22 protein-coding genes are annotated in these 25,346 nt (G+C 71.1%); 5 read left to right on the plus strand and 17 right to left on the minus strand.

The genetic code is table 11. The features are described from left to right. Positions 1–1,245, minus strand: a complete 1,245-nt coding sequence (locus ACWGIC_RS29190) for an FAD-dependent oxidoreductase (RefSeq protein ID WP_452079128.1) — start codon at positions 1,243–1,245, stop codon at positions 1–3. 96 nt (positions 1,246–1,341) lie between these two features. Here ACWGIC_RS29190 and ACWGIC_RS29195 point away from each other — a divergent pair, with 96 nt between their 5' ends. After that, on the plus strand, positions 1,342–1,965 hold the full coding sequence (locus ACWGIC_RS29195; protein ID WP_452079129.1) for a TetR/AcrR family transcriptional regulator: 624 nt from the start codon (positions 1,342–1,344) through the stop codon (positions 1,963–1,965). Here ACWGIC_RS29195 and proB read toward each other — a convergent pair. The 5 genes from proB to ACWGIC_RS29220 form a co-directional block, all read right to left on the minus strand. Next, positions 1,962–3,068, minus strand: coding sequence for a glutamate 5-kinase (gene proB, locus ACWGIC_RS29200; protein WP_452079130.1), 1,107 nt, complete (start codon positions 3,066–3,068; stop codon positions 1,962–1,964). The genes ACWGIC_RS29195 and proB overlap by 4 nt on opposite strands. Further along, positions 3,065–4,588 carry a GTPase ObgE gene (gene obgE, locus ACWGIC_RS29205; RefSeq protein WP_452079131.1) on the minus strand — a complete coding sequence of 508 codons (1,524 nt, stop codon included), beginning with the start codon at positions 4,586–4,588 and terminating at the stop codon, positions 3,065–3,067. The genes proB and obgE overlap by 4 nt, the downstream gene beginning before the upstream one ends. Positions 4,589–4,707: 119 nt before the next feature. Continuing rightward, a complete protein-coding gene (gene rpmA / locus ACWGIC_RS29210; RefSeq protein ID WP_009081082.1) occupies positions 4,708–4,965 on the minus strand; it encodes a 50S ribosomal protein L27 in 258 nt (85 codons plus the stop codon). Between the two features lie 48 nt (positions 4,966–5,013). Continuing rightward, positions 5,014–5,328, minus strand: a complete 315-nt coding sequence (rplU, locus tag ACWGIC_RS29215) for a 50S ribosomal protein L21 (RefSeq protein WP_009081084.1) — start codon at positions 5,326–5,328, stop codon at positions 5,014–5,016. Between the two features lie 161 nt (positions 5,329–5,489). Further along, positions 5,490–8,723 (minus strand): translation initiation factor IF-2 N-terminal domain-containing protein, encoded by a 3,234-nt coding sequence (locus ACWGIC_RS29220; protein WP_452079132.1) that lies wholly within the window; start codon positions 8,721–8,723, stop codon positions 5,490–5,492. A gap of 509 nt (positions 8,724–9,232) precedes the next feature. On the opposite strand from ACWGIC_RS29220, the gene ACWGIC_RS29225 reads away from it, so the two are divergent. After that, positions 9,233–10,663, plus strand: a complete 1,431-nt coding sequence (locus tag ACWGIC_RS29225; RefSeq protein ID WP_452079133.1) for a S8 family peptidase — start codon at positions 9,233–9,235, stop codon at positions 10,661–10,663. A 9-nt stretch (positions 10,664–10,672) separates the two neighbouring features. Here ACWGIC_RS29225 and ACWGIC_RS29230 read toward each other — a convergent pair whose 3' ends face one another. From ACWGIC_RS29230 to ACWGIC_RS29265, 8 genes are all read right to left on the minus strand, one after another. Then, a complete protein-coding gene (locus ACWGIC_RS29230) occupies positions 10,673–11,512 on the minus strand; it encodes an ABC transporter permease (RefSeq protein WP_452079134.1) in 840 nt (279 codons plus the stop codon). Beyond that, a complete protein-coding gene (locus ACWGIC_RS29235; RefSeq protein ID WP_452079135.1) occupies positions 11,512–12,315 on the minus strand; it encodes an ABC transporter permease in 804 nt (267 codons plus the stop codon). Before ACWGIC_RS29235 ends, ACWGIC_RS29230 begins: the two co-directional genes overlap by 1 nt. Next, the gene (locus ACWGIC_RS29240) at positions 12,315–13,256 is read right to left on the minus strand and encodes an ABC transporter ATP-binding protein (protein ID WP_452079136.1); all 942 of its coding nucleotides are present in this window, start codon (positions 13,254–13,256) and stop codon (positions 12,315–12,317) included. The genes ACWGIC_RS29235 and ACWGIC_RS29240 overlap by 1 nt, the downstream gene beginning before the upstream one ends. A gap of 495 nt (positions 13,257–13,751) precedes the next feature. Then, positions 13,752–17,087, minus strand: coding sequence for a phosphodiester glycosidase family protein (locus ACWGIC_RS29245; RefSeq protein WP_452079137.1), 3,336 nt, complete (start codon positions 17,085–17,087; stop codon positions 13,752–13,754). A 124-nt stretch (positions 17,088–17,211) separates the two neighbouring features. After that, positions 17,212–17,946 carry a maleylpyruvate isomerase family mycothiol-dependent enzyme gene (locus ACWGIC_RS29250; protein WP_452079138.1) on the minus strand — a complete coding sequence of 245 codons (735 nt, stop codon included), beginning with the start codon at positions 17,944–17,946 and terminating at the stop codon, positions 17,212–17,214. Positions 17,947–18,076: 130 nt separating this feature from the next. Further along, positions 18,077–18,487 (minus strand): nucleoside-diphosphate kinase, encoded by a 411-nt coding sequence (gene ndk, locus ACWGIC_RS29255; protein ID WP_009081097.1) that lies wholly within the window; start codon positions 18,485–18,487, stop codon positions 18,077–18,079. A 70-nt stretch (positions 18,488–18,557) separates the two neighbouring features. Then, positions 18,558–20,117, minus strand: coding sequence for an alkaline phosphatase D family protein (locus ACWGIC_RS29260; protein ID WP_452079139.1), 1,560 nt, complete (start codon positions 20,115–20,117; stop codon positions 18,558–18,560). A gap of 97 nt (positions 20,118–20,214) precedes the next feature. After that, positions 20,215–20,697, minus strand: a complete 483-nt coding sequence (locus ACWGIC_RS29265; protein WP_452079140.1) for a GNAT family N-acetyltransferase — start codon at positions 20,695–20,697, stop codon at positions 20,215–20,217. A gap of 53 nt (positions 20,698–20,750) precedes the next feature. Between ACWGIC_RS29265 and ACWGIC_RS29270 the strand changes: the two genes are divergently transcribed. Continuing rightward, entirely contained in the window at positions 20,751–21,131 is a 381-nt protein-coding gene (locus tag ACWGIC_RS29270) for a VOC family protein (protein ID WP_452079141.1), read from the plus strand. On the opposite strand, the gene ACWGIC_RS29275 is transcribed toward ACWGIC_RS29270, so the two are convergent. From ACWGIC_RS29275 to folC, 3 genes are read right to left on the minus strand one after another with little or no spacing between them, the layout of a single operon-like run. Continuing rightward, positions 21,115–21,390: a hypothetical protein gene (locus ACWGIC_RS29275; protein ID WP_452079142.1), complete on the minus strand. Its 276-nt coding sequence runs from the start codon at positions 21,388–21,390 to the stop codon at positions 21,115–21,117. The two genes, ACWGIC_RS29270 and ACWGIC_RS29275, sit on opposite strands and share 17 nt — an antisense overlap. Further along, positions 21,387–21,797 carry a DUF4233 domain-containing protein gene (locus tag ACWGIC_RS29280; protein WP_452079143.1) on the minus strand — a complete coding sequence of 137 codons (411 nt, stop codon included), beginning with the start codon at positions 21,795–21,797 and terminating at the stop codon, positions 21,387–21,389. Before ACWGIC_RS29280 ends, ACWGIC_RS29275 begins: the two co-directional genes overlap by 4 nt. After that, positions 21,794–23,479, minus strand: a complete 1,686-nt coding sequence (gene folC, locus ACWGIC_RS29285) for a bifunctional tetrahydrofolate synthase/dihydrofolate synthase (RefSeq protein ID WP_452079144.1) — start codon at positions 23,477–23,479, stop codon at positions 21,794–21,796. Before folC ends, ACWGIC_RS29280 begins: the two co-directional genes overlap by 4 nt. A 168-nt stretch (positions 23,480–23,647) precedes the next feature. Here folC and ACWGIC_RS29290 point away from each other — a divergent pair, with 168 nt between their 5' ends. Both ACWGIC_RS29290 and ACWGIC_RS29295 read left to right on the plus strand, forming a co-directional pair. Further along, on the plus strand, positions 23,648–24,280 hold the full coding sequence (locus tag ACWGIC_RS29290; protein ID WP_452079145.1) for a class I SAM-dependent methyltransferase: 633 nt from the start codon (positions 23,648–23,650) through the stop codon (positions 24,278–24,280). A 94-nt stretch (positions 24,281–24,374) separates the two neighbouring features. Next, on the plus strand, positions 24,375–25,250 hold the full coding sequence (locus ACWGIC_RS29295) for an SGNH/GDSL hydrolase family protein (RefSeq protein WP_452079146.1): 876 nt from the start codon (positions 24,375–24,377) through the stop codon (positions 25,248–25,250). Positions 25,251–25,346: the final 96 nt, after the last annotated feature.

Here is a 25,346-nt window from a genome sequence, read left to right on the forward strand (position 1 = left end):
TCAGCCTCGCAGCTTCCGCCGCAACGAGATGCCCGCCCCGAGCGCGGCCATCGACGCGCGCATCGCGCCGCGGCTGAACCGGCTCTCCGTCACGAACTGCCCGGCGCTGCGCAGCGAACCACGCACCTGCGGATACGCGTACTTCCGCATTTGCCGCTCGTAGTCGGCGACCGCGGCCGTTACGTCGCCGCCGCGGGAAAGGTTGCGGCACAACACTTGTGCGTCGCGCAGGGCGATGTTCGCGCCGATGCCGCGAAACGGCGTCATGCTGTGCGCGGCGTCTCCGAGCAGGGTGACCGGTCCGGTCTCCCACGCGCGGACCGGGACCGACGTGCGGATCGGCAGCATGCTCACCGTGCCGTCCGGCGAATCCCGCACCAACCGGCTGAACGACGGGTGCCACTCGCGGATCCGGTCCAGTATCAGCGAACGGAGCGCGGGCCCGTCCAGCTCGGCGAGGTCGGCCGGGAAGTGCGCGGCCTTCGCGCCGTAGGACCACATTACGTAGCTGCCGGTGTTGTCGAACAGCACCGGGTCGACCGCCGCGGTCTCGTCGTTCACCGACGCCGCCGGAAACTCGTGCGGCGCGGTGAACATCCCGCAGCCCGGCGGGGGCAGCACGAGCGTCGGCGCCGTCGCCAGCTGCTGCGGAAGCTGGGCGCGAGACTCTTCGGTCAACGGGAATTTGCCGATGACGGTGCGGATTCCGGTGTCCACCCGCTTCGCGTGCGGCAACAGTTGCGTGCGGACCCGGGAGCTCGCGCCGTCCGCGCCGACCACCAGGTCCGCTTCGGCGGTGGTGCCGTCCGCGAAGTGCAGGCCGACCCCTTTGCCGCCGGTCTCGTAGCGCACGAATTCCTTGTCGTACCAGAGGATCCCGTCCAGTCCGGACGACAGCACCTGGTGCATCGAGATCCGGCTGACCGAATGGTGCGCGGCGACCGGATCGGCAGGGGGCGGAACGGTGAAGATCGCCAGCTCGCGCATGCGCTCGGTGACAAAACCGAACGCGCCGCCGCTTACCCCGGTGGTGGCCAAAAACTGTTCCCACGCCGCCGACGGGAGGCACTCGTGCAACGCGGCCGAGCCCATCGGCGCGATGTGCACGCGGTAGCCCTGCAGACGTTCCGTTCGCGTGCGGCTGCGCTCGTATACCGCCACCTCGACTCCGGCTCGCGCCAAGCCGTGCGCCAGGCACAACCCGCCGGTGCCGCCGCCCACCACCGCCACCTTGATCTTCTTCATGGCTGTTCCCCTCTTCAGTCGCCTGCGACCATAATTACCCGTGCGGATGATTGTGTCAACCTCCAGGATGATTAATGCGTCGGTTAGGCTGACCAGGTGTCCGAGACGACCCCGCGCCGCGCGCCGCGCTCAGGCGAGCGTCAGCGTGATCCCGAACGCACGAAGGCCCGCATCTTCGCGGCGGCGAAAGCCGAGTTCGCCAGCAAGGGGTACGCCGCCGCGCGGGTCAGCGACATCGCGCAGCGCGCGGGAGTGAACAAACAGCTGATCTCGTACTACTTCGGCGGCAAGGAAGGCCTGTACGCCGAGGTCGCCAGCGAACCGTTCGCCGGGTTCGCCGCGATGACCACACCGGACCGGCCGCTCGCGGACGTGCTCGCGGACTTCGCCAGGGGCGGGCTCGCCGACCAGGACCAGGCCCGGCTGTTCCTGCGGGAGAACATGGCCGAGGACACCCCGGACGAGGCCGGTGCGGAATCCCAGCGCGAGTTCCTGCAGGGACAGCTCAAATACATGCGGGCCCGCCAGGAAGCAGGCGATTTTCCGCCCGATGTGGACCCGGAAACGCTGCTGCTGATGCTGATGGCGGCGGCGAGCGCACCGATGTCGCTGCCCCGGATCGCGAAGGCGCTCACCGGGGAGGATCCGTCGTCAGAAACATTCGTCGAGCGCTACGCGGAGCAGCTCGCTCGCATCGCCCGGCATCTCGCAGGCTCTTAACGACGCAGCGGAACCAGGTCGTCCGCGTGCACGACCTCCCGGCGGTGCTCCACCGGGACCTCGTGGCTCGACCGGCCGATCAACGCCGGCAGCTCCCCCGCGTCGAACCCGACCACCCCGCGCGCCACCGGGACGTCCGCGGAATCCACCAGGTCGACCACGTCGCCCGCCTCGAAATCCCCGTCCAGCCCGGTGATCCCGGCCGCCAGCAGGGACCGGCGGCGCAGGATCGCCCGCACCGCGCCGTCGTCGAGACGGAGACGGCCGGACGTGTCGGCGGCGTAGCCGAGCCAGAACCGGCGGGCGGACAGCCGGGTGTCGGCGGGCGCGAACGCGGTGCCGACGCTCGCGGCGCGCAGCGCGTCCCCGGCGTCGGCGGCAGCGGCCAGCAGCACCGGGATTCCCGCTCCGGCCGCGGTGCGCGCGGCGGAGAGCTTCGAGACCATGCCGCCGGTGCCGAGCCCGGAGGACGACATCCCGACCGCGATGCCCTCCACATCGGACTCTCCGCGCACCTCGGTGATCTTGCGGGTCGCGCCGTCGCGCGGGTCGCCGTCGTACAGACCGTCCACATCGGACAGCAGGACGAGCGCGTCCGCGCCGACGAGGTGCGCCACGAGCGCGGCGAGCCGGTCGTTGTCGCCGAAGCGGATCTCTTGCGTGGCAACGGTGTCGTTCTCGTTCACGACCGGCACCGCGCCGAGCGCGAGCAGCCGGGAGAACGTGCGCTGCGCGTTGCGGTAGTGCGAGCGGCGGACGACATCGTCCGAAGTGAGCAGCACCTGGCCGACGGTCAGGGAGTAGCGGCCGAACGATTCCGCGTACGCGTGCGCCAGCGCGAGCTGTCCGACACTCGCCGCGGCCTGCTGGGTGGCCAGGTCGCGCGGACGCTTGCCCAGTTTCAGCGGAGACAGCCCGGCGCCGATCGCGCCCGAGGACACCAGCACGATCTGCGCGTCGCGAGCCACGCGGTCCGCGATGGCGTCGACGAGAGCGTCGAGGCGGGACACGTCGAGGCCGCTGCCCGCGGTGGTCAGCGCCGAGGAACCGACCTTGACGACCAGCCGGCGCGCCTGAGCGATCTCCTGGCGCGTGCCGCTCACCGGTCGCGCTCCGCCTGCTCCTCGTCCTTCCACACGTCGTCCAGTTCGGCATCGACAGACGAGACGGTCTCTTCTTCGACCAGATCCTCGTCCTCGTCGGTGCCGTCGCGGCGGACCCGGCGGGCTTCCTTGCGCTCGGACGCGCTGACGCGGTCGGTGCGCTCCAGCCGGACGTCCGTGCCGCGTCCGGACAGGTGCACCGCGACGCCCGGAGTGGAGGGCTGCCATTCGAACTGGATGTCGCCGATGGTGACCGGGCTGCCCGGCCGTGCGCCGTTCTTCGCCAGCGCTTCCTCGACGCCGAGCCGGTTGAGCCGGTCCGCGAGGTAGCCGACGGCCTCGTCGTTGGCGAAGTTCGTCTGCCGGATCCACCGTTCCGGGCGCGGGCCGCGGACGATGAACCCGCCTTCTTCCTCCGGGTCGCGCTCGACGGTGAACCCGCTGTCGTCGATCGCGAGCGGGCGCAGCACGATCTTCTCCGGCTCCAGCACCGGCTGCGCCTCGCGGTAGGCCTCGACGACCTCCGCCAGCGCGAAGCTCAGCTCCTTCAAGCCCTTGCGCGACGCGGTGGACACCTCGAACACCCGCAGCCCGCGAGCCTCCAGGTCCGGACGCACGAACTCGGCCAGCTCGGCCGCTTCCGGGATGTCGATCTTGTTCAGCACCACCACGCGCGGGCGTTCCTCGAGCTTGCCGCCGAGCCCCGGGGTGTAGCGGGCCAGCTCGTTCTCGAGAGCGTCCACATCGGACAGCGGATCGCGGCCCGGCTCCAGCGTCGCGCAGTCGACCACGTGCACCAGCACGGCGCAGCGTTCGATGTGGCGCAGGAAGTCCAGGCCGAGGCCGCGGCCCTCGGACGCGCCCGGGATCAGGCCCGGCACGTCGGCCATCGTGAACACCGACGAGCCCGCGGTGATGACGCCGAGGTTCGGCACGAGGGTGGTGAACGGGTAGTCGGCGATCTTCGGCTTCGCCGCGGACAGCACGGAAATCAGCGACGACTTGCCCGCGGACGGGAAGCCGAGCAGGCCGACGTCGGCGACCGAACGCAGCTCCAGCACGAGGTTGCGGCTTTCGCCGGGCTCGCCGAGCAGCGCGAACCCCGGCGCCTTGCGGGCCTTCGACGCGAGCGCGGCGTTGCCGAGCCCGCCGCGGCCGCCCTGCGCGGCGACGAACCGGGTGCCGGGGCTGGTGAGGTCGGCGACGAGTTCGCCGTCCTCGGTGAACACCACGGTGCCCGGCGGGACCTTCATTTCCAGGCCCTCGCCGGCGGCGCCGTTGCGGTTGCTGCCCATGCCCATTTTGCCGTTGCCGGCGCGGGCGTGCGGGCGGAAGTGGAAGTCGAGGAGGGTGTGCACGTTGGCGTCGACGACGAGGGTGACGTCACCGCCGTTGCCGCCGTTGCCGCCGTCCGGGCCGCCGAGCGGCTTGAACTTCTCGCGGTGCACCGAGGCACAGCCGTTTCCCCCGTCCCCGGCGGTCAGATGGATGACCGCGCGGTCCACGAACCGGGACGCCATGGGTTTGCCTCACTTCACGTGCGAAAAAAGTATCCGGACAAAAACAAACGAGGGGTGGTGCCGGAGTTATTCCGGTCCCACCCCTCGCTTGGAGGTTCTGACGCTGCCGAGACCGAAAATCAGGCCTCGACTGGCACGATGTTGACCGTCTTGCGGCCGCGCTTCGAGCCGAACTCGACCGCACCGGCGGCGAGCGCGAACAGCGTGTCGTCGCCACCGCGGCCGACGTTCACGCCGGGGTGGAACTTGGTGCCCCGCTGGCGGATCAGGATCTCGCCCGCGTTCACCTCCTGGCCGCCGAAGCGCTTCACGCCCAGTCGCTGGGCGTTCGAATCACGACCGTTGCGGGAGCTGGACGCACCCTTCTTGTGAGCCATCGCTCAAGCCCCTTCTCGAAAAGGTTTCAGTCTCGAAAGTTCGAAGAACTACTTGGAGATTCCGGTGACCTCGACGCGGGTCAGCTTCTGCCGGTGACCCTGGCGCTTGTGGTAGCCGGTCTTGTTCTTGAACTTGTGGATCCGGATCTTCGGACCCTTGGTCTGCTCGACGACCTTGCCGGTGACCGAGACCTTCGCCAACGCGTCGGCGTCCGTGGTGACCTCGCCACCGTCCACGAACAGCACGGCGGGGAAGGTGTGCTCGGTGCCCGGCTCGCCCTCGAGCTTCTCGACCTCGACGACGTCGCCAACGGCAACCTTGTACTGCTTGCCGCCGGTCTTGACGATCGCGTACGCCGACACGGATGTCTCCTGCATTACTCGACAATGGGTTAGGGGGCTGGCGCGGCCGGCCCGCCCTAAGACGGTCCAGGTGCTCGCGCAGCGGCTCATGCTTGCGATGAGCCGTACTACAGGTTACGGGAGGCCCCGGGCACTGCTGCACCCGGGGTACCCGTGGTGGATCAACTCTGGTCCGAAGCCTTCACCGGCGGCCCTGCCGGACGCGAAGCGGCGCGGCGCGGGCGGCGCCGGGTGCTGCGCACGGCCGGGGCCGGGACGTCGACTTCGGGTTCCTCGTCCGGGGCCGCCGAAGCGGTCTCGGGCTGCTTGGCTTCCGCCTCCGGCGCGGCCTGGCCTGCCGCGGGCTCCGGCTGCTGGACGGCGGCCGGGGCCTCCGTCTCGTTCTCGGCCTTCTCAGACCTTTCGGGCTGCCCGAACTGCTCGGACTGCCCGGCCTGCTCAGACTTCTCAGCCTGCTCGGGCTTTCCGGGCACAGCGTCCTGCTCCGCGGGCTTCCCGGCCTCGGCCGCCTCCGGAGCGTGGTGCTCGTGCTTCGCCTTGGACGCGTTGGCCACGGCCTGCACCGCCGACACCACCGACTCGCGTTGCACCGGAGTCGGAGCCGGGGCGGACTGCTCCGGCTTGGGCTCGTAGTGCTGCTCCTCGCCCTTGCCGCGGCCGCGGGACCGCCGCGAGCTCTTGGTGTCGCCGCCGTGGTTGTGGCCGTTGTGCCCGTTGCCGCCGTTGTGGCCGTTCCCGCCGCCCCCGTTGTGGCCGCCGCCGGTGCGCTGCGGTTCGGTGGACACGACGACGCCGCGGCCCTTGCAGTGCTCGCACGGCGTGGAGAACGCCTCGAGCAGCCCGGTGCCGATCTTCTTGCGCGTCATCTGCACGAGGCCCAGCGACGTGACTTCGGCCACCTGGTGGCGCGTGCGGTCGCGGCCGAGGCATTCGGTCAGCCTGCGCAGCACCAGCTCGCGGTTGGACTCGAGCACCATGTCGATGAAGTCGATGACGATGATGCCGCCGATGTCCCGCAGCCGCAGCTGGCGGACGATCTCCTCCGCCGACTCCAGGTTGTTGCGGGTCACCGTCTCCTCGAGGTTGCCGCCCGAGCCGGTGAACTTGCCGGTGTTGACGTCGATCACGGTCATCGCCTCGGTGCGGTCGATGACCAGGTAGCCGCCCGAGGGCAGCCAGACCTTGCGGTCGAGCGCCTTCGTGATCTGCTCGTCGATCCGGTGGTCGGCGAACGCGTCGCCGGTGCCGGTGTAGCGCTTGAGCCGGTCGGCCAGGTCGGGCGCGACGTGCCGGACGTAGTCGTTGATCGTGTCCCACGGCCTGCTGCCCTGGACCTCGAGCTTGGCGAAGTCCTCGGTGAAGAGATCGCGCACGACCTTGACCAGCAGGTCCGGCTCTTCGTAGAGCATGGTCGGCGCGCTGCCCTTCTTGCCGGAAGCGGCGGCGGCCTTCTCCTTGATGACGTCCCACTGCGCCTTGAGGCGGTCGACGTCGCGGCCCAGCTCCTCCTCGCCGATGCCCTCCGACGCGGTGCGGATGATGACGCCCGCGTCCTCCGGGACGATCCGCTTGAGGATGTCCTTGAGCCTGCGGCGCTCGTTCTCCGGCAGCTTGCGGGAGATGCCGGTGGCCCCGCCCGCGGGGACGTAGACGAGGAAGCGGCCGGGCAGCGAGATCTGCGTGGTGAGCCGGGCGCCCTTGTGCCCGACCGGGTCCTTGGTGACCTGCACCAGGACGCTGTCGCCGGTGGAGAGCGCCTGCTCGATCTTGCGCGCCTTGCCCTCCAGCCCGGCCGAATCCCAGTCGACCTCGCCGGCGTAGAGCACGGCGTTGCGGCCGCGGCCGATGTCGATGAACGCGGCCTCCATGCTGGGCAGCACGTTCTGGACGCGGCCGAGGTAGACGTTGCCGACGATCGAGCCGGTGCCCGACGACGTCAGGAAGTGCTCGACCAGCACCCCGTCCTCGAGCACGGCGATCTGCGTGGAGTCGCCCTTCTCGGCGACGACCATGGTGCGCTCGACCGACTCGCGGCGGGCGAGGAACTCGGCCTCGGACAGGATCGGGGCGCGGCGGCGGCCCGCCTCGCGGCCGTCGCGGCGGCGCTGGCGCTTGGCCTCCAGCCGCGTCGAACCGCGGACGCTGCGCACCTCGTCGCGCGCCGGGCGCTCGGTCTCGGCGGCCTTCGCCTGGCGGACGTGCGTGACGGTGTTCGGCGGGTCGTCGGTGCCGGTCGTCTCGGCAGCGTCGTCGTCCCCGCCCTTGCGGCGACGGCGACGGCGGCGGCGTTTGCTGCCGCTGTCGGACTCGGCGTCGTCGTCGGAGTCCGCGTCGGCCTCGGCCGCCTCGTCCGGCTTTTCGGTCTTGTCCTTGCCGTCCTTGGGGTCTTTGGTGTCCTTGGCCTGCGGGGCCTGCTGGGCTTGCGAGTCTTCGGAGGTTTCGTCCTCGTTCTCGGACTGGGCCTCGTCGCCGCCCTTGCCGCGGCCGCGGCCGCGGCGGCCGCGGCGGCGCCGGCGACGGCCGCTCGCGTCGTCGCCGTCCTCGTCGGAACGCTCGTCGCGGGCCTCGCCGGAGGTCTCTTCCTCAGCGGTGTCGGCGGTGCGGTCGGGGCGTTCCGCCTGCGCGGGAGCCTCGCCGACGCCGAAGACCGGCTCGGGCTTGGTGCGCGTCTGCTGCGCGGGCTCGGGCGGCAGGAACACCGGCGACGGCGCGGCGAAGACCGGCACGTGCACCGGGCCCCGGGCCGGGGTGGCCTGTTCGGTTTCCTGCTGCTCGGCGGGGATCGCGGGCGCGACGGCCCGGCGGGCGCGACGGGTGCGGGTGCGGCCGGTCTTCTCGGCGGCCTCCGGAGCGGATTCCTGCTCGGCGGCTTCCTGGCCGGTCTCCTGGGTCGCGGCGGGCTCGGCGGCAGCGGTGTCCTGCGCCGCGGCGGATCCCGGAGAAGCGGCGCCGGACTCCGCGGCTTCCGGGGCAGCGCTCTGAGCGGCGGCTTCCGGGATCGCGGTTTCCTGCGCGGCGGCGTCCTGGCCGGCGGCAGTCTGGTCGGCGGCACTGCCCTGGGCGGCGGCTTCCGGGGCGGCCTCGCCGTCCTGGGCTCCGGCGGCCTGCTCGGCAGCGGTGTCCCCGGCGTCGCCGGTCTCGACGGGTTCGCCGGAGGCCTCCGCGTCGAGGATCACCGCCACGCGGTGCGCGACCTCCTTGGTCACGCTCGACTGGGCGCTGCGGGGGCTCTCCCCCAGCTCGGCGAGCTTGCCGAGCAGGTCGCGGCTGCTCAGGCCGAGCAGCTTGGCCAGCGCGTGCACGCGGATGCGCGGCGGCAGCTCGCCCAGCCTGCTGGTCGTGGGTGCGACGGTATTCCCGCCGGTCTGATCGGCGGGTGTGTCCGCGTTCGACATGTGTCTCCTCCGCCCCCGGGCGCGTCAGCCGGTTCGCACCGGTGGTGACGCGGCCGCGCAGGGGCCCTTTCTGTTCCGTGCCCGCCGTGGTGGTGACCAGCGGCGGGAATCCTGCTGGCAGCCGTGCGGTCCGCCGGTCGGCGGCCGCTCGGTTCCTGGTCTGCTCGGCGGGGTGCCGGCCTGCTCGCGACCCCCGGGCCACCCGCCACGACATCGACCTTGGCCCGGCCTCCCGGGGGCGACGCGCGTGGTGCCGGTCCGGCACTCCTCCGGGCCGCTCACGACGCGGGCGGGATGCCCGTCGGCGCAGCGGCCAACGCGAGTATCCCACACCCGGGGGCGCACCCGGTGTAGTCGGTGTCCCGGGGCAGGCGCCCGGGCGTGCCGCGATCATGCGCCCGGGCGAACTTCCGCGCTTCGCTTGTCGCGCCGGGCCCGGGGTGGTTAGCGTGCGGGCTCGGGCGCTCGCGCGGGCGCCCGGCATAGCCCCGCGCGCGGTGGGAGGTCCGGTGTCTCTGCTGGCGCGGCCGCTGCGGGCGGCCGTGTGCTCCCTCCTGGCCCTCGCCGGATGCGCCGCGGTCTCCCCCGGCGCCGCCGCGAGTCCCGGGTGCTCCGCGGACGGGCGGACGGTGCGGTACGTCGTCGCGTTCGACCGCGGCACCCCGGAATCTTCCGCCCGCCAGCAGTCGAACGCGGGCTGCGGGCAGCTCGTCGGCTACTACCCGCAGATTTCCGTGGCGGTCGTCACGTCAGCCGATCGGGGGTTCGCGGACCGGCTCGGCCCGGAACGGGCGTTCAGCGCGCAAGCCACCCGGACGGCCGCCGAACAGCCGGGCGCCGCCGCGCAGCCCGCGCGGGCCGAGCTCCCGCTCAGCGACCCGGTGCGCGTCCCCACCGCGGACCTGTCCGCGCAGCAGTGGGACATGAACTTGATCGGGGCCCCGGCCGCGCACCAGGTCACCGGCGGCAGCCGCGCGGTGGTCGTCGGCGTGCTGGACTCCGGCGTCGACCCGAAGCACCCCGACCTTGCCGCCGCGATCGACCCGGACGACTCGGCGGGCTGTCTCACCGGCGTCCCGGACCCGAGCCCAGCCGCGTGGCAGCCGACGACCTCGGTCCACGGCACGCACGTCGCGGGCATCATCGCCGCCGCCGACGACGGCAAGGGCATCACCGGCGTCGCGCCGGGTGTGCGGATCGCTTCGGTGAAAGTCATCGACGACCGCGGCTACGCCGATCCCGAGGCGGCGGTCTGCGGGATCATGTGGTCGGCCGCGCGGCATCTGCCGGTCGCCAACAGCAGCTGGTTCGTGAACCCGTGGTCCCTGTCCTGTGTGCGCGGCAACGACCGCGGCGTGGTGCACGAGGTGCTGGCGCGGGCCGTGGAGTACGCGACCTCGCAGGGCACGCTGAACGTCGCCGCCGCGACCAACGAGGCCGTCGACCTCACGCCGTCGGCCCGCTCGGGTTCGCCGTCCGCCGCCGGCAAATGCGAGGCGCTGCCTGCCGGGTTGCGGGACGTGGTGACGGCGTCGGCGGTCAGCCCGGACCGGGTGAAGTCGAGCTACAGCTCGTACGGCCTCGGTGTGGTCGATGTCACCGCCCCGGGCGGAGACGACGACCGGTGCGTGGTGTCGACCGTGCCGGGCGGGTACGCGCCGCTGTGCGGGACGTCGATGGCAGCGCCGCACGTCGCCGGAGTGCTGGCGCTGCTCAAGTCGGTGCATCCCACGTGGCCGGCCGCCGAACTGCGCCGCGCGCTCGACTCCCGCGCGACGCCGATGCCGTGCCCGGACAGCTACGACCTCACCGGCGACGGCGCCCAGGACGCCTACTGCTCCGGCTACGACGGATACAACGGCTTCTACGGCCACGGCCTCGTCGACGCCCGGTCCGCGGTGGCACCCGCGGCGCCCGGACTGCCCAGCCCGGCTCGCTGAGCCTCGCCCTCAGGTCAGCAGCAGTTTCGCGATCCTCCTTGTCGCGCCCCAGATCCCGATCGCGGCGAGCACCAGCAGGTACGCGAGGTTGCCCAGCATGCTCCAGGAGAAGATGCCGGTCGCCAGCCCGCGCATCAGCTCGATCCCGTGGTAGAGCGGGAAGCAGCGGACCAGCCACTGCAGCGCTTCCGGATAGACCGTGATCGGGAAGAACGTGGTGGAGAACAGGAACATCGGCATCAGGACGAGCTGGATGTAGTCGAACTGGGACGTCGACTTCAGGAAGCTGACCAGGGTGATGCTGATGGCCGCGAACGCGAACGACACCAGCAGCGCGGCGGGCAGGAGCAGCAGCGCCCACCACGACGTCAGCAGCCCCATCACGCCGGTGACCGCCAGGAACGCGACCGAGTAGAGGCCGCCGCGCATCATCGCCCAGGCGATCTCGCCGAGCGCGACGTCGAGCGGGCCGACCGGGGTGGCCAGCATCGCGTCGTACGTTTTGGCGTAGCGCAGTTTGAAGAACAGGTTGTACGTGCACTCGAAGACCGCGCCGTTCATCGCCGACGACGCCAGCAGCGCGGGCGCGACGAACGCGACGTAGCTCATCGGCTGCCCGTCCGGCCCCGGCACGGTGGTGACCAGCTTGCCGAAGCCGACCTGGAACGCGAGCAGGTAGAACAACGGCTCGAGCGCGCCGGACACGAGGATCGTCCACGACCGCCCGTAGACGGTGAGCGCGCGTTCGATCAACGCGGTCGCGCGGCCGCTGTACATGCCCGCGGGCAGGACGCGGAGCAGAATTCCGCGCCGCTGCGGGAGAATCGGGGCACTGCGCAGGTCGGTCATCACGCCACCAGCCGTCGGTAGAAGCCGCGGTGCGCGATCGCCCAGCCGATCGCGACCAGCGCCGCCAGATACGCGAGGTGCCCGAGCACCGGGAGCAGCTCGCGTCCGCCGAGCGTGGCGGCGCGGGACAGCTCGGTGCCGTGCCACAGCGGGGAAATCCAGGCGAGCCAGCGCAGGTACAGCGGCAGCTGGGAGATCGGGAAGAACGTGCCGGAGAACAGGGTCATCGGGATGACGATGAAGCGGAAGACCAGCCCGAACCGCTGTCCCTCGTCGAAGGTCCACGCCGCCATCGCGGCCATCAGCGATCCGCAGGCGAGCCCGGTGAGGACGCCGACGAGGATCACCAGCAGCGCCCCCGCGTTGGCCCACGCGCCGAACAGCAACGCGATGAGCGCGTAGACCGCGCCGGAGAGGGCGAGCCGCAGGATGGTCCAGATCTGGTGCCCGCCGAGGACCTGTCCCGGGGACACCGGCGTCGCGGTGACCGCCAGATAGTCCTTCTGCCATTTGAATCCGCTGAGCACCGGATAGCTCGACTCGCTGACGCCCTGCTGCGCCGCACCGGCCACGAGCAGCGCCGGGGCGACGTACGCGAGGTACGACACGCCGCCGGTCGCCGGGCCCGCTTTGACCTGCGAGCCGAAGCCGAGCCCCATCGCGGCGAGGAACAGCACCGGTTGCAGGCCGGTGGAGTAGAGCGTGCTGAGCCAGTGCCTGCGGTACCAGGTCCAGTAGCCCTCGACGCGCAGCCAGGCGCCGTGGAACCGGCCGACCACGCGGCCGGTGGCGGGAGCGGTCATCAGTCCACCAACGTCCGGCCGGTGAGGCGGAGGAAGACGTCCTCCAGGGAACTGCGCCGCACCAGGCTCGACAACGGGCGCAGGCCGCGCTCGTGGGCTCGCTCCAGGGTCGCCTCGCCGGTCATCGTGTACAGCAGCACCCGGTCCGGGAGGACTTCGACGCGTTCGGCCAGCCCGTCGAGCCGGTCGGCCGCACCCTGCTGCTCCCCCGGCGCGAACCGCAGCTCGACCACTTCCCGGGTGGAATGCCGGGCGATCAGGTCGGCGGGCGAGCCTTCCGCGGCGATCCGGCCGCCGTCCATGACGACCAAGCGATCGCAGAGCTGTTCTGCTTCGTCCATGTAGTGGGTCGTGACGATCAGCGTGGTGCCGCGCGCCTTGAGGCGGAAAAGCCGGTCCCACAACAGATGCCGCGCCTGCGGGTCGAGACCGGTGGTCGGTTCGTCGAGCAGCAGCAGTTCCGGGTCGTTGACCAGCGACCGGGCGATGGTGAGCCGCCGCTTCATGCCGCCGGACAGGGAATCGACCGGTTTCTCGGCGCGATCGGACAGCTGCGCGAACTCCATCAGCTCGACCGCCTTGCGCCGGACGTGCGCGCGGGAAAGCCCGAAATAGCGCCCGTAGACGTGCAGGTTCTGCCGGACGGTCAGCTCTACGTCGAGGTTGTCCTCCTGCGGCACCACGCCGAGCCGCGCGCGGATCCGCGGCCCGTCGGCATTCGGGTCCATGCCGAGGACGCGCAGATCGCCGTCGGTGCGCGGGGACACGCACGCGATCATCCGCATCGTCGACGACTTCCCGGCGCCGTTCGGCCCGAGGAAGCCGAACGCCTCCCCTGGCCGCACCTCGACGTCGATGCCGCGGACTGCCTCGAATTCTCCGAACCGTTTGACCAGCGCCTTCGCTTGCACGAGCGCTGGTTCCGTCGCCGACTCACCCACGAGGAACGACAGTAGAGGGAGGCACCGACAATTCTCGACCGGTTTCCGCGAGACCCAGGTTGCCCGCACCGGCCTCAGCCCCGCACGCCTGGGACCCACGGTGGCGCCATGGGTGCGTTGAGGCGTGCCGGGCCTCCCGTCAGGGCCGGCGCCAGCGCCGGGGTTTGCGGCCGGTGAGGGGACCCCTGAGGGAATCAGATTCCCATGCCAGGAACTTAAGCTGGCGCTGTGCGTGCCGTTGAGGCTCGTCTGCCCAATTCGAAGGGCTGGCCAGTGCCGGTGCGGCTTGTGGCGGGCTGGCGGACAGCGGGAGCGGGACTGGGTCGTCTGTGAGGGCCTCCTTGAGGGAATCTGATTCCCTCAAGGAGGCCCTCACAGACCGCACACCGCGCTCCCTCCCTCACAGACGAGCAGACTCGGTCAAATGAGTGTGAATCGGTCATTTCACCAAGACTGGCGTCCTATGTGGACTCGCACCGCCCGGCCCAAGCCGGATCAGCGAACCGTCACCGGCACCGAACGGGACACCCCGTTCACCGTCACCGAAATCTCCGCCGTCCCGGGACGCAAGCCCCGGACCGTCCCGGTGGCCGGGTCGAGCGACACCACGTCCCACGGCGCGGGCGGCCAGCTCCCGATGTGCACCCCGCGACCGCCCCAAGCAGCGCTCACCGGGTACGCCACCGGAATCGACCGACCTTCCTGCATCACCGCGGCAGTCACCTTCCCGGTACCGCCCCACGAGAGAGTGCCCGGTCCGGTCACCGTCAGCGCGTCGACATTCGGGCGCGTCTCGAACCGCACCGGCTGGCCGCGGTCCGCCGGGTCGACCCGCACCAGGGTCCAGCCGACGAAACCGCCGTCGCCGGGGCCCGCGGCGGGAGTCTTGCCCGAGTTGCCGTTCACCAGATACGGCACGCCGTCCGTGCGCGACAGGCCGAACACGCCCGCGTGCGAGGCCAGCGAGGCAGCCGGTTTGCCGGACTTCTCCTCGAAACCGGTCAGCCACGTCTGCAGCAAAGCGGCTTCTTTCCGGTCGCCCAGCTGCGAATTGCCGGTCGGGCTCGGATCCTTCACCGGATGGTGCATCGCGACGACCACACCGCGCACCGAGCGGTCCTGCGCGGCGTTGTCGAGCGCCTCGCGCATCATGCGGACCTGGTCGAATCCGCCCGCGCGCAAAGAACCCCGCGACGAATCCATCAGGATCAGCCGTACACCGTGCACGTCGACCACGCGGTGCGTTTCCCCGAAGGCTGCCTGGAAGTTCTTCAGGCCGTCGCCGCCCTCGGCTTCGTGGTTGCCGGGGACGTAGTACCAGGGAACGCGGCCGTCCAGTTCCTCGGTGATGATCTTGCGGGCCAGCACGAAGTCCGGCGCGGTGCCGCGGTCCACGAAGTCGCCGTTGATCAGGACGAGGTCCGGTTTCGCGGCCACTGCCTCGCGCAACGCCCGGCGGGCCTGGGCGACCAGCGGGCCGTCCGGAGCGTCGGAAGTGAACTGGGCGTCGCTGACGACCGCGATCTTCAGTCCGCCCTTGCCGAGCGTGCCGTTGGCGACCAGCGCCGGGTCCGGAACAGCCGGATCGTGCGGCACGGAGGTGGTCGGGGCGACCTCGAAGGTGAGGTCGTTGAAGACCAGTTTGCCCTCGTACTGCTTGGCGGCCACGGTTTCGACGGCGTAGAACCGGGTGAGGCGCTGCCCGTCCGGCAATCCGGCGGGCACCGCGGCGGTCACGTACCGCCAGCCGGTCCAGTCGACGTTGCGCGAAAGGTCCACAATGGACGCAGTGTTGGCTCCGTCGCGAAGTTCCGCGCGGATCCAGGCTCCCTTGCCGTCGCCGTTGATCCACATGCCGATCTTCTGCGTGCCAGCGGGCACCGGAATCGGGTTGGCAGCGTTGACATACGCGGCGCGAGTGGCAGTAGTGCCGGTGAGCCGATAGTCGAGCGCCAGGCCCTTACCGCCATTGCGTCCGTCCGCCGACGACAGCGCTGCGCCGACGACGGCCGGATACACCGTGGCGGACCAACCCTCCGGCCCGGCCAACGGAGCCGCTACGCGCGCTTCGGCACCCACCGAAGCCGCCAGGTGCATGGTCTTCCCGCCCGCGTGCACGGTGACCGCAGTGGCCCCGGACGCGGTCTTCGCGGTGACCGCGAAACCCTTGCCCGACGGTTCGATCTTCACCACAGCGGGGTCGTATTCCAGCTTCACGTCCGACGGTTCGATCCAGGTGCCGTAACCGTCCGCGTCGTAGCCGTAGACCTGGAACTCGCCGCGCGCGTCGGAGCCCGACAGCGCGACCTGCTTGGTGCTCGCGCCGAGACGGACCGGCTTGCCCAGCACGGTCAGCTTCGTGCGGCCGTTCACGAAATTCTGGTGCGCGGTGACAGTCACGTCGGCTCGCGCGTCCGGGTGCAGGAAGTCGGGCTGCGCGGTGAAGACGTTCTTCGTGACAGTGCCGCGGAACGGGTTCGACGTGGTCCAGAACGGCCTGGACGCCACTGCGGCCCCGGTTTCGTCGTGCCCGTTCGGCACGAGCGCGCGGCTCAGGCCGGACAGCACGCGGGCCGAGTTGTCGCCCTCCTGCGCGGGGGCGGGCGCGAACCCGGTCAGCCGTCCGCTGCCGGGCACGGTCGCGACGCCGATGCCGTTGGGCACCAAGCGTTCCCCGCCGTCCGAAGGCGAGTTGCGCACCGCCGGAGCGGCCTCCCCCTCGCCACGCGCGAGCAGCGTCGAGGAGCCGCCGCCGTCGAGGTTGATCGCGTCGTCGGCACCGAGCCGCTTGAGCTGCCGCGCCATTTCCAGTTCGGTCATGCCGCGGCTGTCGGCCTGGCGGCCGTCCACCGTGACGAGCCACATCCGCTTGCCGTCAGCGGAAAAACCGACGCCGGTACGCGGTGCGAGAGTGACGTCGTCGAGTTGCTGGAGCTGTCCGTCCTTCAGCAGCGTCTTGTTCCCGCCGACCGCGACCGCGATCTTGCCCGCGTCGGTCCGTGGCGCGTACGAAACGCCCACGCGGTCACCGACGTGCAGCGCCGACAACGTGTCCGCGCCGGCTTCCCGGCCGAGCAACAGCGTGCTGCCAGCCGGAATCGGGCCGTCCGCTGGCTGCGGACGCACCTGGGTCACGACGCCGTCGCGGATCTCGACCTCGGTGACGCGCTGTGCACCGGCAACCGACGTCGCGCGCGCCGAAGCGCCCCAGAGCGGCGTGTACACGCCGAGAGCGTCCTTGCCGAGCACCGGGCTGTTGAAGTTCGTGGCGGGGACAGCGCGGCCGTCCGGCAGCGTGACCGACGCTTCGAGGAAGATGTCGGCAAGCTTCGCGCGCCCCTGCTCGGTGATCGCGGCCGTGGTGTTGTGCCCCGACGCGGGCGCGTTGTGCAGCTCGCCCTTGTCGATCCCGACGCCGAGCGGCGCGCCGGACGCGTTGATGTCGAAGAAGTCGCCGTTGACGCCCGCGATCGCACCGGCGCGAGCGACCTGCTGGGACAGCGGGGTGCGCGCGGAAACGGTGCCCGGGCTGAGGTAGGTCGGCTTCAGGACCTTGCTGGTGAGGTCGACGCTCAATGCGTCGCCGCGGATCCAGCCCTTCGGGTCGAAGCGGTCGAACTGGGTGAGGTTCAGACCAGGCGCCACCGCGTTGGTGGCGCTGCTGGTCTCGAGGCCGTCGTCGGCGGCGGGCGCCGCGGCGACGGCCGGGGCCTCCCGCGCGGAAGAGAAGGCGGGCGCGCTCTCGACCGGCGGCGGGCCGAGCGGAGCGGAGAGCGGGTCGGCATGCGCCGGTGTGGCCAGCGACAGCGCCAGCACGGCGCTGAGCAGCACGGATCTTGATCTTTTCACCAGGTACCCCACGATCGCGAAAATGGCTCAGACCAGCCAAAGCCATCGGCGCGACCGCCGGAAGTCCCCGCGGTGAACGGGACCTGAATGGCGCAGGATTATCCGCTCATGGGGTCATGCGCGCGGCGAGAAACTCCTTCGCGACGGCCTCGTCGCCAGTGATTTCCGGCTGCCGGTCGGTGCGATTCCACAGCAGCACCAGCAAATCCTGCGCAGGCGCCGCGACGGTGGCCACCGCTTCGCCCTCGCCCAGCTCGGGCGGTTCGCCGGGCACGACGGTCCACGTGTGCCCGGTGTCGGTGGCGCGCAAGGCAATCGGCGCGGACAGCGGAACCTCGTGCTTCCAGCGCGCTACCCGCGGCAGCATGGTGCCGAGAACCTCGTGCACGCCGTCGGCGGCGATCAGCTGGTCGAGCTGCGTCGTCGCGCCGCGCGCACCGAACAGATCGACCAGATGCACGGCGGTTTCGTGCACCTGACGGCGGAACCAGAACGCTTTCGTCTTCGCCGCGGCACCGAAAACCCAGCATTCATCGGCGGGGTCGGCCGCGTCGAGCGCTTCGAGCAGGATCGCTGCGCTCTCGGCGTACCAGGGCGCGAGGTCGCCGCTCGGCGAGACGTCGAATTCCTGGTTGCTCAGCTCGCCGGTGCGGACGATTCCGGCGGCCCACCGGTGCACGTTGCCCAGATGCGTGACGAGGTCGCGCTTGGTCCAGTCGCCGCAGTACGGGACCGGGCTGTCTAAGCCGCCCGAGCCGCCCGAGGCTTCGCCGGCGAACGCTCCGGTGAGCGAGCGGAGGTGCGGCAGGTAATCGCGGGGCGGCAGCGGCAGGGCAGTCACCAGGGGAGGTTAACCGATGCGCGAGGTTCCGGGCACCGGAAATAACCGCGGCGCGGAACCGGGCCCGGGAAAGACGAACGCCGGGCCGGAACCGAAGTCCCTGCCCGGCGTTCGCGGGTTCAGCCCCGGCTCACAGGTCCGGGAACCACAGCTTCAGCTCGCGCTCGGCCGACTCCGGCGAGTCCGAACCGTGCACCAGGTTGTACTGGGTCTCCAGCGCGAAGTCGCCGCGCAGGGTGCCCGGGGTGGCCTTCTCGACCGGGTCGGTGCCGCCGGCCAGCTGGCGGAACGCGGCGATCGCGCGCGGGCCCTCGACGGCGATCGCGACGAGCGGGCCGGACGTGATGAACTCCAGCAGGTCGCCGAAGAACGGGCGCTCCTTGTGCTCCGCGTAGTGCTCCTCGGCGACGGAGCGCTCGACGGTGCGCAGTTCCAGCGCGGCCAGCTTCAGGCCCTTGCGCTCGATGCGCGAGACGACCTCGCCGACGAGGCCGCGCGCGACGCCATCGGGCTTGACGAGGACCAGCGTGCGTTCAGTCACGACGGTATTTCTCCTTGTGCGGATTCGTGTTATTCGGCGCTGAGCCTATCCGACGCCCTGGCCGGGCCGGTCAGCGACGCTGCGGCTGCAGCGTCTTCGACCACAGCGAGGCCCCGGTCGCGTCGCGCAGGTCGACCGTCAGCGCTCCGCTCGCACCGTCCACATTCAACTCCCCGAAATGCTGGAACCCTTGCACCGGCGAGGAATTCTGCGTCTGCGGCGCGTGCACGAACACCGCTTCCGGGCCGAAAGTCGGGTCGAGTTTGTTCGGGCCGAAGGCTCCGGCGTTGAGCGGGCCGGAGACGAATTCCCAGAACGGGTCGAAGTCCTGGAACGCGGCGCGGTCGGGCGAATAGTGGTGGGCGGCGGTGTAGTGCACGTCGGCGGTCAGCCACACGACATTGCGCACGCGGTGGCGCGAGATCTGCTGCAGCACCCAGGCCAGTTCGGTCTCGCGGCCGCCGGGAGCGCCGGGCAGGCCGTTGGCGACCGCCTCGATGTCCTTGCCGTCCGGCACGACCAGGCCGATCGGCATGTCCGCCTGGACGATCTTCCAGGTCGCGGTGCTGCGCCGGAGCGCGTCGGCCAGCCAGCGGGCCTGCGCCTCGCCGAGGATGTGGCCGGGCTTGGTCCGGTCCGAGGTGTTGGCGTCGCGGTAGGTGCGCATGTCGAGGACGAACACCTCGACCCGGCTGCCGTAGCGGAAGTTCCGGTACACCCGGCCGTCGACGGCCTGGCGGCGGTCGATCGGATGCCATTCGTGGAACGCCTGGAACGCGCGCTGGGCGAGGACGTCGGCCCGCTTCTCGGTGTATTCGGGGCGGTCGTTGAGGATTTCGCCCGGGTACCAGTTGTTGACGACCTCGTGATCGTCCCACTGGACGTACGCGGGAACCTCGGCGGCGAACCGGCGGAAGTGGGCGTCGAGCCGGTTGTAGGCGTGCTGGCCGCGGTACTCGTCGAGGGTTTCGGCGACCTTCGATTTCTCCGGCGTCACGATGTTGTGCCAGGTCCCGCCGCCGCCCGGCAGCGTGACGGTTTCGGTGAGCGGGCCGTCGGCGTACACCGTGTCGCCGCTGTGCAGGAAGAGGTCCGGACGGCGGTCGGCCATCGCGGAGAAGATCGTCATGCCGCCGAGCGCCGGGTTGATGCCGTAGTTCTGGCCGACGACGTCACCGCTCCACAGGATCCGGGTGTTCGCGCGGCCGATCGGCGTCGTGGCGAACCGGCCGGCGACCGGTTCGCTCGCGCTGCGGCCGTCAAGGTCGACCGCGGTGACGCGGTAGTGGTACTCGGTGCCCGGGGCCAGCCCGGCGACGCGCACCTTGCCGGTGCCGCCGGTGGCGGGCGTGACGAACGGGCCGGGCACCCGGCGGGCGTGCCGGAACGACGGGTCGCGCGCGATCTCGACCATCAGCCGCGCCGGGCGGTCGGCCCGCGACCACACGATGCCGGACCCGGCGGTCACGTCCCCGGACGCGACGCCGTGGGCGAGCACCGGACGGTCGCGGCGGACGAGCGGGGCGGCCGCGGCGGAGCCGGGCAGCAGCAGCCCGCCTGCCGCGGCGAGCGCGGGGACGGCGATCCCGGCTTTGAGCACGGAGCGCCGCGATGGGGTCGTTTCGGTCATGGCGGCCGTTCTATCCGGCGACCACGGCCAAGCGGCCAACTCGGGCTGACCGCCGGGTGAACGGCTCACCCGCAAGGAGGAAGCTCACAGCCGGCCGTCACGCTCGGTGGGCTTCCCGAACCAGCTCGTGCCCGCACCGCCCCGAATCCGGCGGCAGCGGACGCTCCACGAACCCGTGCCGCCGGTACAACTCCAGGGCGTGCTGGTTGCCATCCGCGACGCGCACCGAAAGCTCGCCCGCTCCGCGCCCTTCGCTCCAGCGCACCACCGCACGGACGAGCGCGTCCCCGGCTCCCCTGCCGCGCGCCGAAGGAACCACCCACATCGACAGCAGTTCGGCTTTGTCGCCGCGTTCGGACAGGTTCCCGCTGACCATTCCCGCGGGGACACCGTCAAGATCGGCGAGGACGTTGAGCGACACGTCGCGCAACCGGGCCCGCCAGCGCGATTCGGAGTCGCCTTCGCCCTGCCAGTCGGCGAGTTTCGAGCTGAACGCCTCCGGCGCCTCGCGCAGCGCCGCCAGCCGGAGGTCGCGCCACTCCGCCCAGTTGTCCCCGCTCAGTTCGCGCACCACGATCACACTTGCACCGTCGCCGTGGCGGCCCTTCCGTTACACCGGAATAGGCTGGGATCATGCGCATCGACCGGCTCGACCACCTCGTCCTCACCGTCGCCGACCTCGGCGCGACAGTGGATTTCTACACCCGCGTCCTCGGCATGACCGAGGTGACGTTCGGAGCCGGGCGCAAGGCGCTGACGTTCGGAGCCAGCAAGATCAACCTGCACGAAGCCGGGCACGAATTCGAGCCCAAGGCGGAGCATCCGACGCCGGGCAGCGCGGACCTGTGCCTGATCGCGGCCGGCACTCTGGAGCAGGTCGTGGAGGACCTGGCCGCGCAGGGGGTGCCGATCGAGGAGGGCCCGGTCGACCGCACCGGCGCGACCGGGCCGATTCGCAGCGTGTACTTCCGCGACCCCGACCGGAACCTGATCGAGGTCAGCGTCTACCGCTGAGCCGCGCCTCGCGGGAGTACACCGGCGCGGCGCCGGGTTCCGGGAAGCATTCGAGGAGCAGATCGCCGCGGAGGTCTTCGAGTTCGTCCGGAGCCTCCGCGAGCAGGTCCTCGGCCCACCCCTCGAGCGATCCGTTCTTCAGCGCTTCGTTCGGGACCTGGCTGAACTCGCCCGGCCCCAGCACTGTCCACCCGGGTTCGCCGTCCGCCCGAAACGACAGCCGCCACCAGTACGGCTGCCAATAACGCGGGCGGCTCAAGCCTGCGGCTGCTGCTGGCTCGGCAGGGTGCCCGCGGCCATCCGGCGCGCGACGTCCCGGCGCAGCCAGAGGAACCACAGGAACGCGGCCAGGAAAATGATGCCGATGATCGCGATCGCCGGCTGCGTGACGCCGATCCCGATGATCGCCAGCTGCAGCAGCAGCACGACCGGCACCGCCCAGACGTGCTTCAGCAGGCCGCACAGCACGATCAGCACCACGGCGAGCGCGATGATCGTCCAGCCGGTGAAGCTCGTGATGCCGCCGCCGAGGTTCGCGACGACCGGCAGCGCCAGCGCGACCGTGATCGCTTCCATGATCAGCGTTCCGGCCAGCACGCCGCGGAAGCCCTTCATCGGGTCCTTCGCGGGCGGCTTCACCGGCGTCTCAGGCGTCTCCTCGCTCATGCCGGTTCCTTCCCGAACAACGTGCGCGCGTCGCCCGCGGTGACCACGGAACCGGTCACCAGCACGCCGCCGCCCGCGAGCGGTTCCTCCGGGTCGTCGTTCTGCTCCACAAGTCCGATCGCGGTCTCGATCGCGGTCTCCAGGTCGCCTTCGGCGAGCACTCGGTCCTCGCCGAAGATCGAGACGGCCAGTTCGGCCAGATCCTCGACCGGCAGCGACCGCGGCGACGAACTGCGCGTGACCACCACGTCGGACACCACCGGCTCCAGCGCGTCCAGGATGCCGCGCGCGTCCTTGTCGGCCAGCACGCCGACGACCGCGACGAGCCGGCGGAAGTTGAACTCGTCGGTGATCGTCTTGGCGAGCGCCTGCGCGCCCATCGGGTTGTGCGCGGCGTCGACCAGCACCGCGGGAGCCGCCCGCACGCGTTCGAGCCGACCCGGGTTCTCGACCTCGGCGAACGCCTCGCGCACCGCCTCGACCACAAGCTGTTTGTCTTTGCCCGCCCCGAAAAACGCCTCGACGGCGGCCAGCGCGAGCGCCGCGTTCGCCGCCTGGTGCGCGCCGTGCAGCGGCAGGAAGATCTCGTCGTAGACGCCGCCGAGGCCCTGCAGCTTCAGCATCTGCCCGCCGACCGCGACCTCGCGTTCGAGCACCCCGAACTCGCTGCCCGCGCGCGCCACCGCGGCGTCGACCTCGACCGTGCGCTTCAGCAGGACGTTCAGCACCTCGGGGTCCTGCTCGCCGATCACCGCGACCGACCCCGGCTTGATGATCCCGGCCTTCTCCGCGGCCGCGTCGGCCGGCGTCGGGCCGAGATACTCGGTGTGGTCCAGCCCGATCGGCGTGATGACCGCGACCTGGGCGTCGGCGACGTTCGTCGCGTCCCACGCGCCGCCCATGCCCGCCTCGACGACCGCGGCCTCGACCGGGGCGTCGGAGAACGCCGCGAACGCCATCCCGGTGAGCACCTCGAATTTGCTCATCGGCACGCCGTCCTCGCTCGCGCCGTCCACCATCGCCACGTACGGCGCGATGTCCTGGTACAGCTCGGCGTAGCGGGCGGCGGAGACCGGACGCCCGTCGAGCGCGATCCGCTCGGTGACGAGCTGCAGGTGCGGGCTCGTGTAGCGGCCCGAGCGCAGGCCCATGCGGGTCAGCAGCGAATCGACCATCCGGGCGACCGAGCCCTTGCCGTTGGTGCCCGCGACGTGCACGACCGGATAGCCGTGGTTCGGCTCGCCGAGCAGCGTCATCAGCGCCTGGATCCGGGCGAGCGACGGTTCGAGCTTCGTCTCCGGCCACCGCTGGTTCAGCTCGGCCTCGGCGGCCATCAGGTCGCGGCGGGCCTCCGGGCCGTTCTCGTCGCCGAATTCGGCGGGCAGGCCCTCGTCGTCGAGTTCGTGCAGCTCAGCGCCCTCTTCGGGACGCAGGTCCGGGACCGGGCCGAGCGCCAGATTGTCGCCGAGCTGGCCGATGCCGCCGATCCCGCCGCGCGAACCGCCGCCGACGGTGTAGGCCGCGTCCGGCGCGTCGAGGTCCGGCTCCAGCTCGTTCCCGGGGTCGTCTTCGTCGCCGGAGTCGCTGTGCGCGAGCGCGCCCAGTTCGTCGACCCCCGCGAAACTGTCCGGATCGGAGAGATCCGGCCGCCGGGTCTCCTCGGGCTCCTCACCGCGCGGCACTCGTGCACTCCTTGAAGTCGCTGTCCCGGCGCGGTCGCGCGACCGGGAAGACCAGGCGAAAGGTTCGGCCCGGCACACCGTCGAGCGTACCCGGGGCCGCCTCGCGCCCAGCGGCCCCGGGGCTTCGGCGTGATCGCGCCCGCAGCGAGCCGTGGCAAGGTCGGGCGCATGCCGTTCGATCACAACCACCACTACCACCCGGCACTGCTCCGGCTCCTGCCTCCCGGACCCGGCCGAGCCCTCGACGTCGGCTGCGGCGACGGCCGGTTCGCCCGCAGGCTGGCCGCCGCCGGGATGACCGTCGAAGGCATCGACACCTCGGCCGAAATGGTCGCCCGGGCAACGGCCGCAGGTTCGCCGGGACCGGGCACGGTGGAATACCGCCGGGCGGACGTGACGACCGAACCGCTGGAACCCGAGACGTACGCCTACATTTCTTGCCTGGCCTCGCTGCACCACGTGCCGTTCGAGACCGTCACGAGGCTGCGCGACGCCCTCGCCCCCGGCGGCGTGCTCGCGGTGCTCGGCTGCGCCCGCCCCAGCCGTCCCGGCGACTTCGCTCGCGAACTCGCCGCCGCGCCCGCGAACGCCCTCGCCCGGCTTCTCGTCTTCGCCGGGGACCAGCTCAACGGCGGCCCCGACCCGGTCGCCAAGGCCCCGGTGCAGATGAAATTCCCGGCGCTGAACGACGTCCGCCGGGACTCCGCGCGGCTGCTCCCCGGCAGCACAGTCCGTCCGCTGGTGTTCTGGCGGTACCTGTTGACCTGGCGAAAACCCGCGGATCACCCCGCTGTCGGGTGAAAACCCGCCCCGACCACCCGATCGGCGGAGAGCCTTCCCGCCGCCGGTGCCGAAAGGTAAAGCGGGTCGTACCGCTAGGGAGGACGGGATTCGCATGCGCATCATCCGGATCGTGCTGGCCGCAATCGCGGCGGTCGCACTGCTTCTGTCGACGGCAGCGGCCGCGAGCGCCGCGCCCCGGCACTACCGCCACTACGTCGCCTTGGGCGATTCGTACACGTCGGGGCCGCTCATCCCGCTGCCCCGGCTGGATCCGTTCGGCTGCTTCCGCTCGACGTCCAACTACCCGTCGCTGGTGGCGGACTCCCTCGACGTGGACCGCTTCACCGACGTCAGCTGCGGCGGCGCGGACACGTCCGACATGACCAGCCCGCAAAACGTCCCGCTCGGCCAGAACGCCCCGCAGTTCTCCGCGCTGCGCCCGGACACCGACCTGGTCACCCTCGGCATCGGCGGGAACGACTCAAGCCTGTTCGGCACCCTGGTCGACACGTGCCCGACCCTGCGCGATTCGGACCCGACCGGAAACCCGTGCCAGCGGCACTTCACCGTCGACGGCGTCGACACGATCAAGGCGCTGCTGCCCAAGACGCAAGCCAGCATCCAGCAGGTACTGGCCGGAATCCACGCCCGCTCGCCGCACGCGAAGGTGCTCGCCATCGGCTACCCGCGCATCGCCCCCGCAGAGGGCTACTGCCCGGACGTCCTGCCCTTCGCCAACGGCGACTACGCCTGGCTCTCCAGCGTCGAAGAAGCCCTGAACTCCGCCGTCAGCAACGCAGTAGCCGCCGACGGCCAGTCGTCCTATGTGGACACCTACACCCCGTCCTTCGGCCACGACGCCTGCCAGGGCCCCGGCGTCGCCTGGATCAACGGCAAAGACCTGAACCTTCTCGCCGCCGCCCCCTACCACCCGCTGTACGCCGGAATGGCAGGCGAGGCAAAGGTCATCCGCCAGCAACTCCGCTAAAAACGCCAAAGTCCGTGAAGGGCTCCTTGAGGGAATCAGATTCCCTCAAGGAGCCCTTCACGGACCGCACCGCCCCTGCCAGCGTGCGCCCCAATG

Source organism: Amycolatopsis sp. NPDC054798, assembly GCF_053611505.1.

Excerpts from the sequence above, each read along its gene's own strand:
- obgE (WP_452079131.1), bottom strand. The coding sequence starts at position 4,588 with ATGGCGTCCCGGTTCGTGGACCGCGCGGTCATCCATCTGACCGCCGGG.
- ACWGIC_RS29220 (WP_452079132.1), bottom strand. The coding sequence starts at position 8,723 with ATGTCGAACGCGGACACACCCGCCGATCAGACCGGCGGGAATACCGTC.
- ACWGIC_RS29260 (WP_452079139.1), bottom strand. The coding sequence starts at position 20,117 with ATGACCGAAACGACCCCATCGCGGCGCTCCGTGCTCAAAGCCGGGATC.
- rpmA (WP_009081082.1), bottom strand. The coding sequence starts at position 4,965 with ATGGCTCACAAGAAGGGTGCGTCCAGCTCCCGCAACGGTCGTGATTCG.
- ACWGIC_RS29270 (WP_452079141.1), top strand. The coding sequence starts at position 20,751 with ATGCGCATCGACCGGCTCGACCACCTCGTCCTCACCGTCGCCGACCTC.
- ACWGIC_RS29295 (WP_452079146.1), top strand. The coding sequence starts at position 24,375 with ATGCGCATCATCCGGATCGTGCTGGCCGCAATCGCGGCGGTCGCACTG.
- ACWGIC_RS29235 (WP_452079135.1), bottom strand. The coding sequence starts at position 12,315 with ATGACCGCTCCCGCCACCGGCCGCGTGGTCGGCCGGTTCCACGGCGCC.
- ACWGIC_RS29280 (WP_452079143.1), bottom strand. The coding sequence starts at position 21,797 with ATGAGCGAGGAGACGCCTGAGACGCCGGTGAAGCCGCCCGCGAAGGAC.
- ACWGIC_RS29230 (WP_452079134.1), bottom strand. The coding sequence starts at position 11,512 with ATGACCGACCTGCGCAGTGCCCCGATTCTCCCGCAGCGGCGCGGAATT.
- ACWGIC_RS29190 (WP_452079128.1), bottom strand. The coding sequence starts at position 1,245 with ATGAAGAAGATCAAGGTGGCGGTGGTGGGCGGCGGCACCGGCGGGTTG.
- ACWGIC_RS29290 (WP_452079145.1), top strand. The coding sequence starts at position 23,648 with ATGCCGTTCGATCACAACCACCACTACCACCCGGCACTGCTCCGGCTC.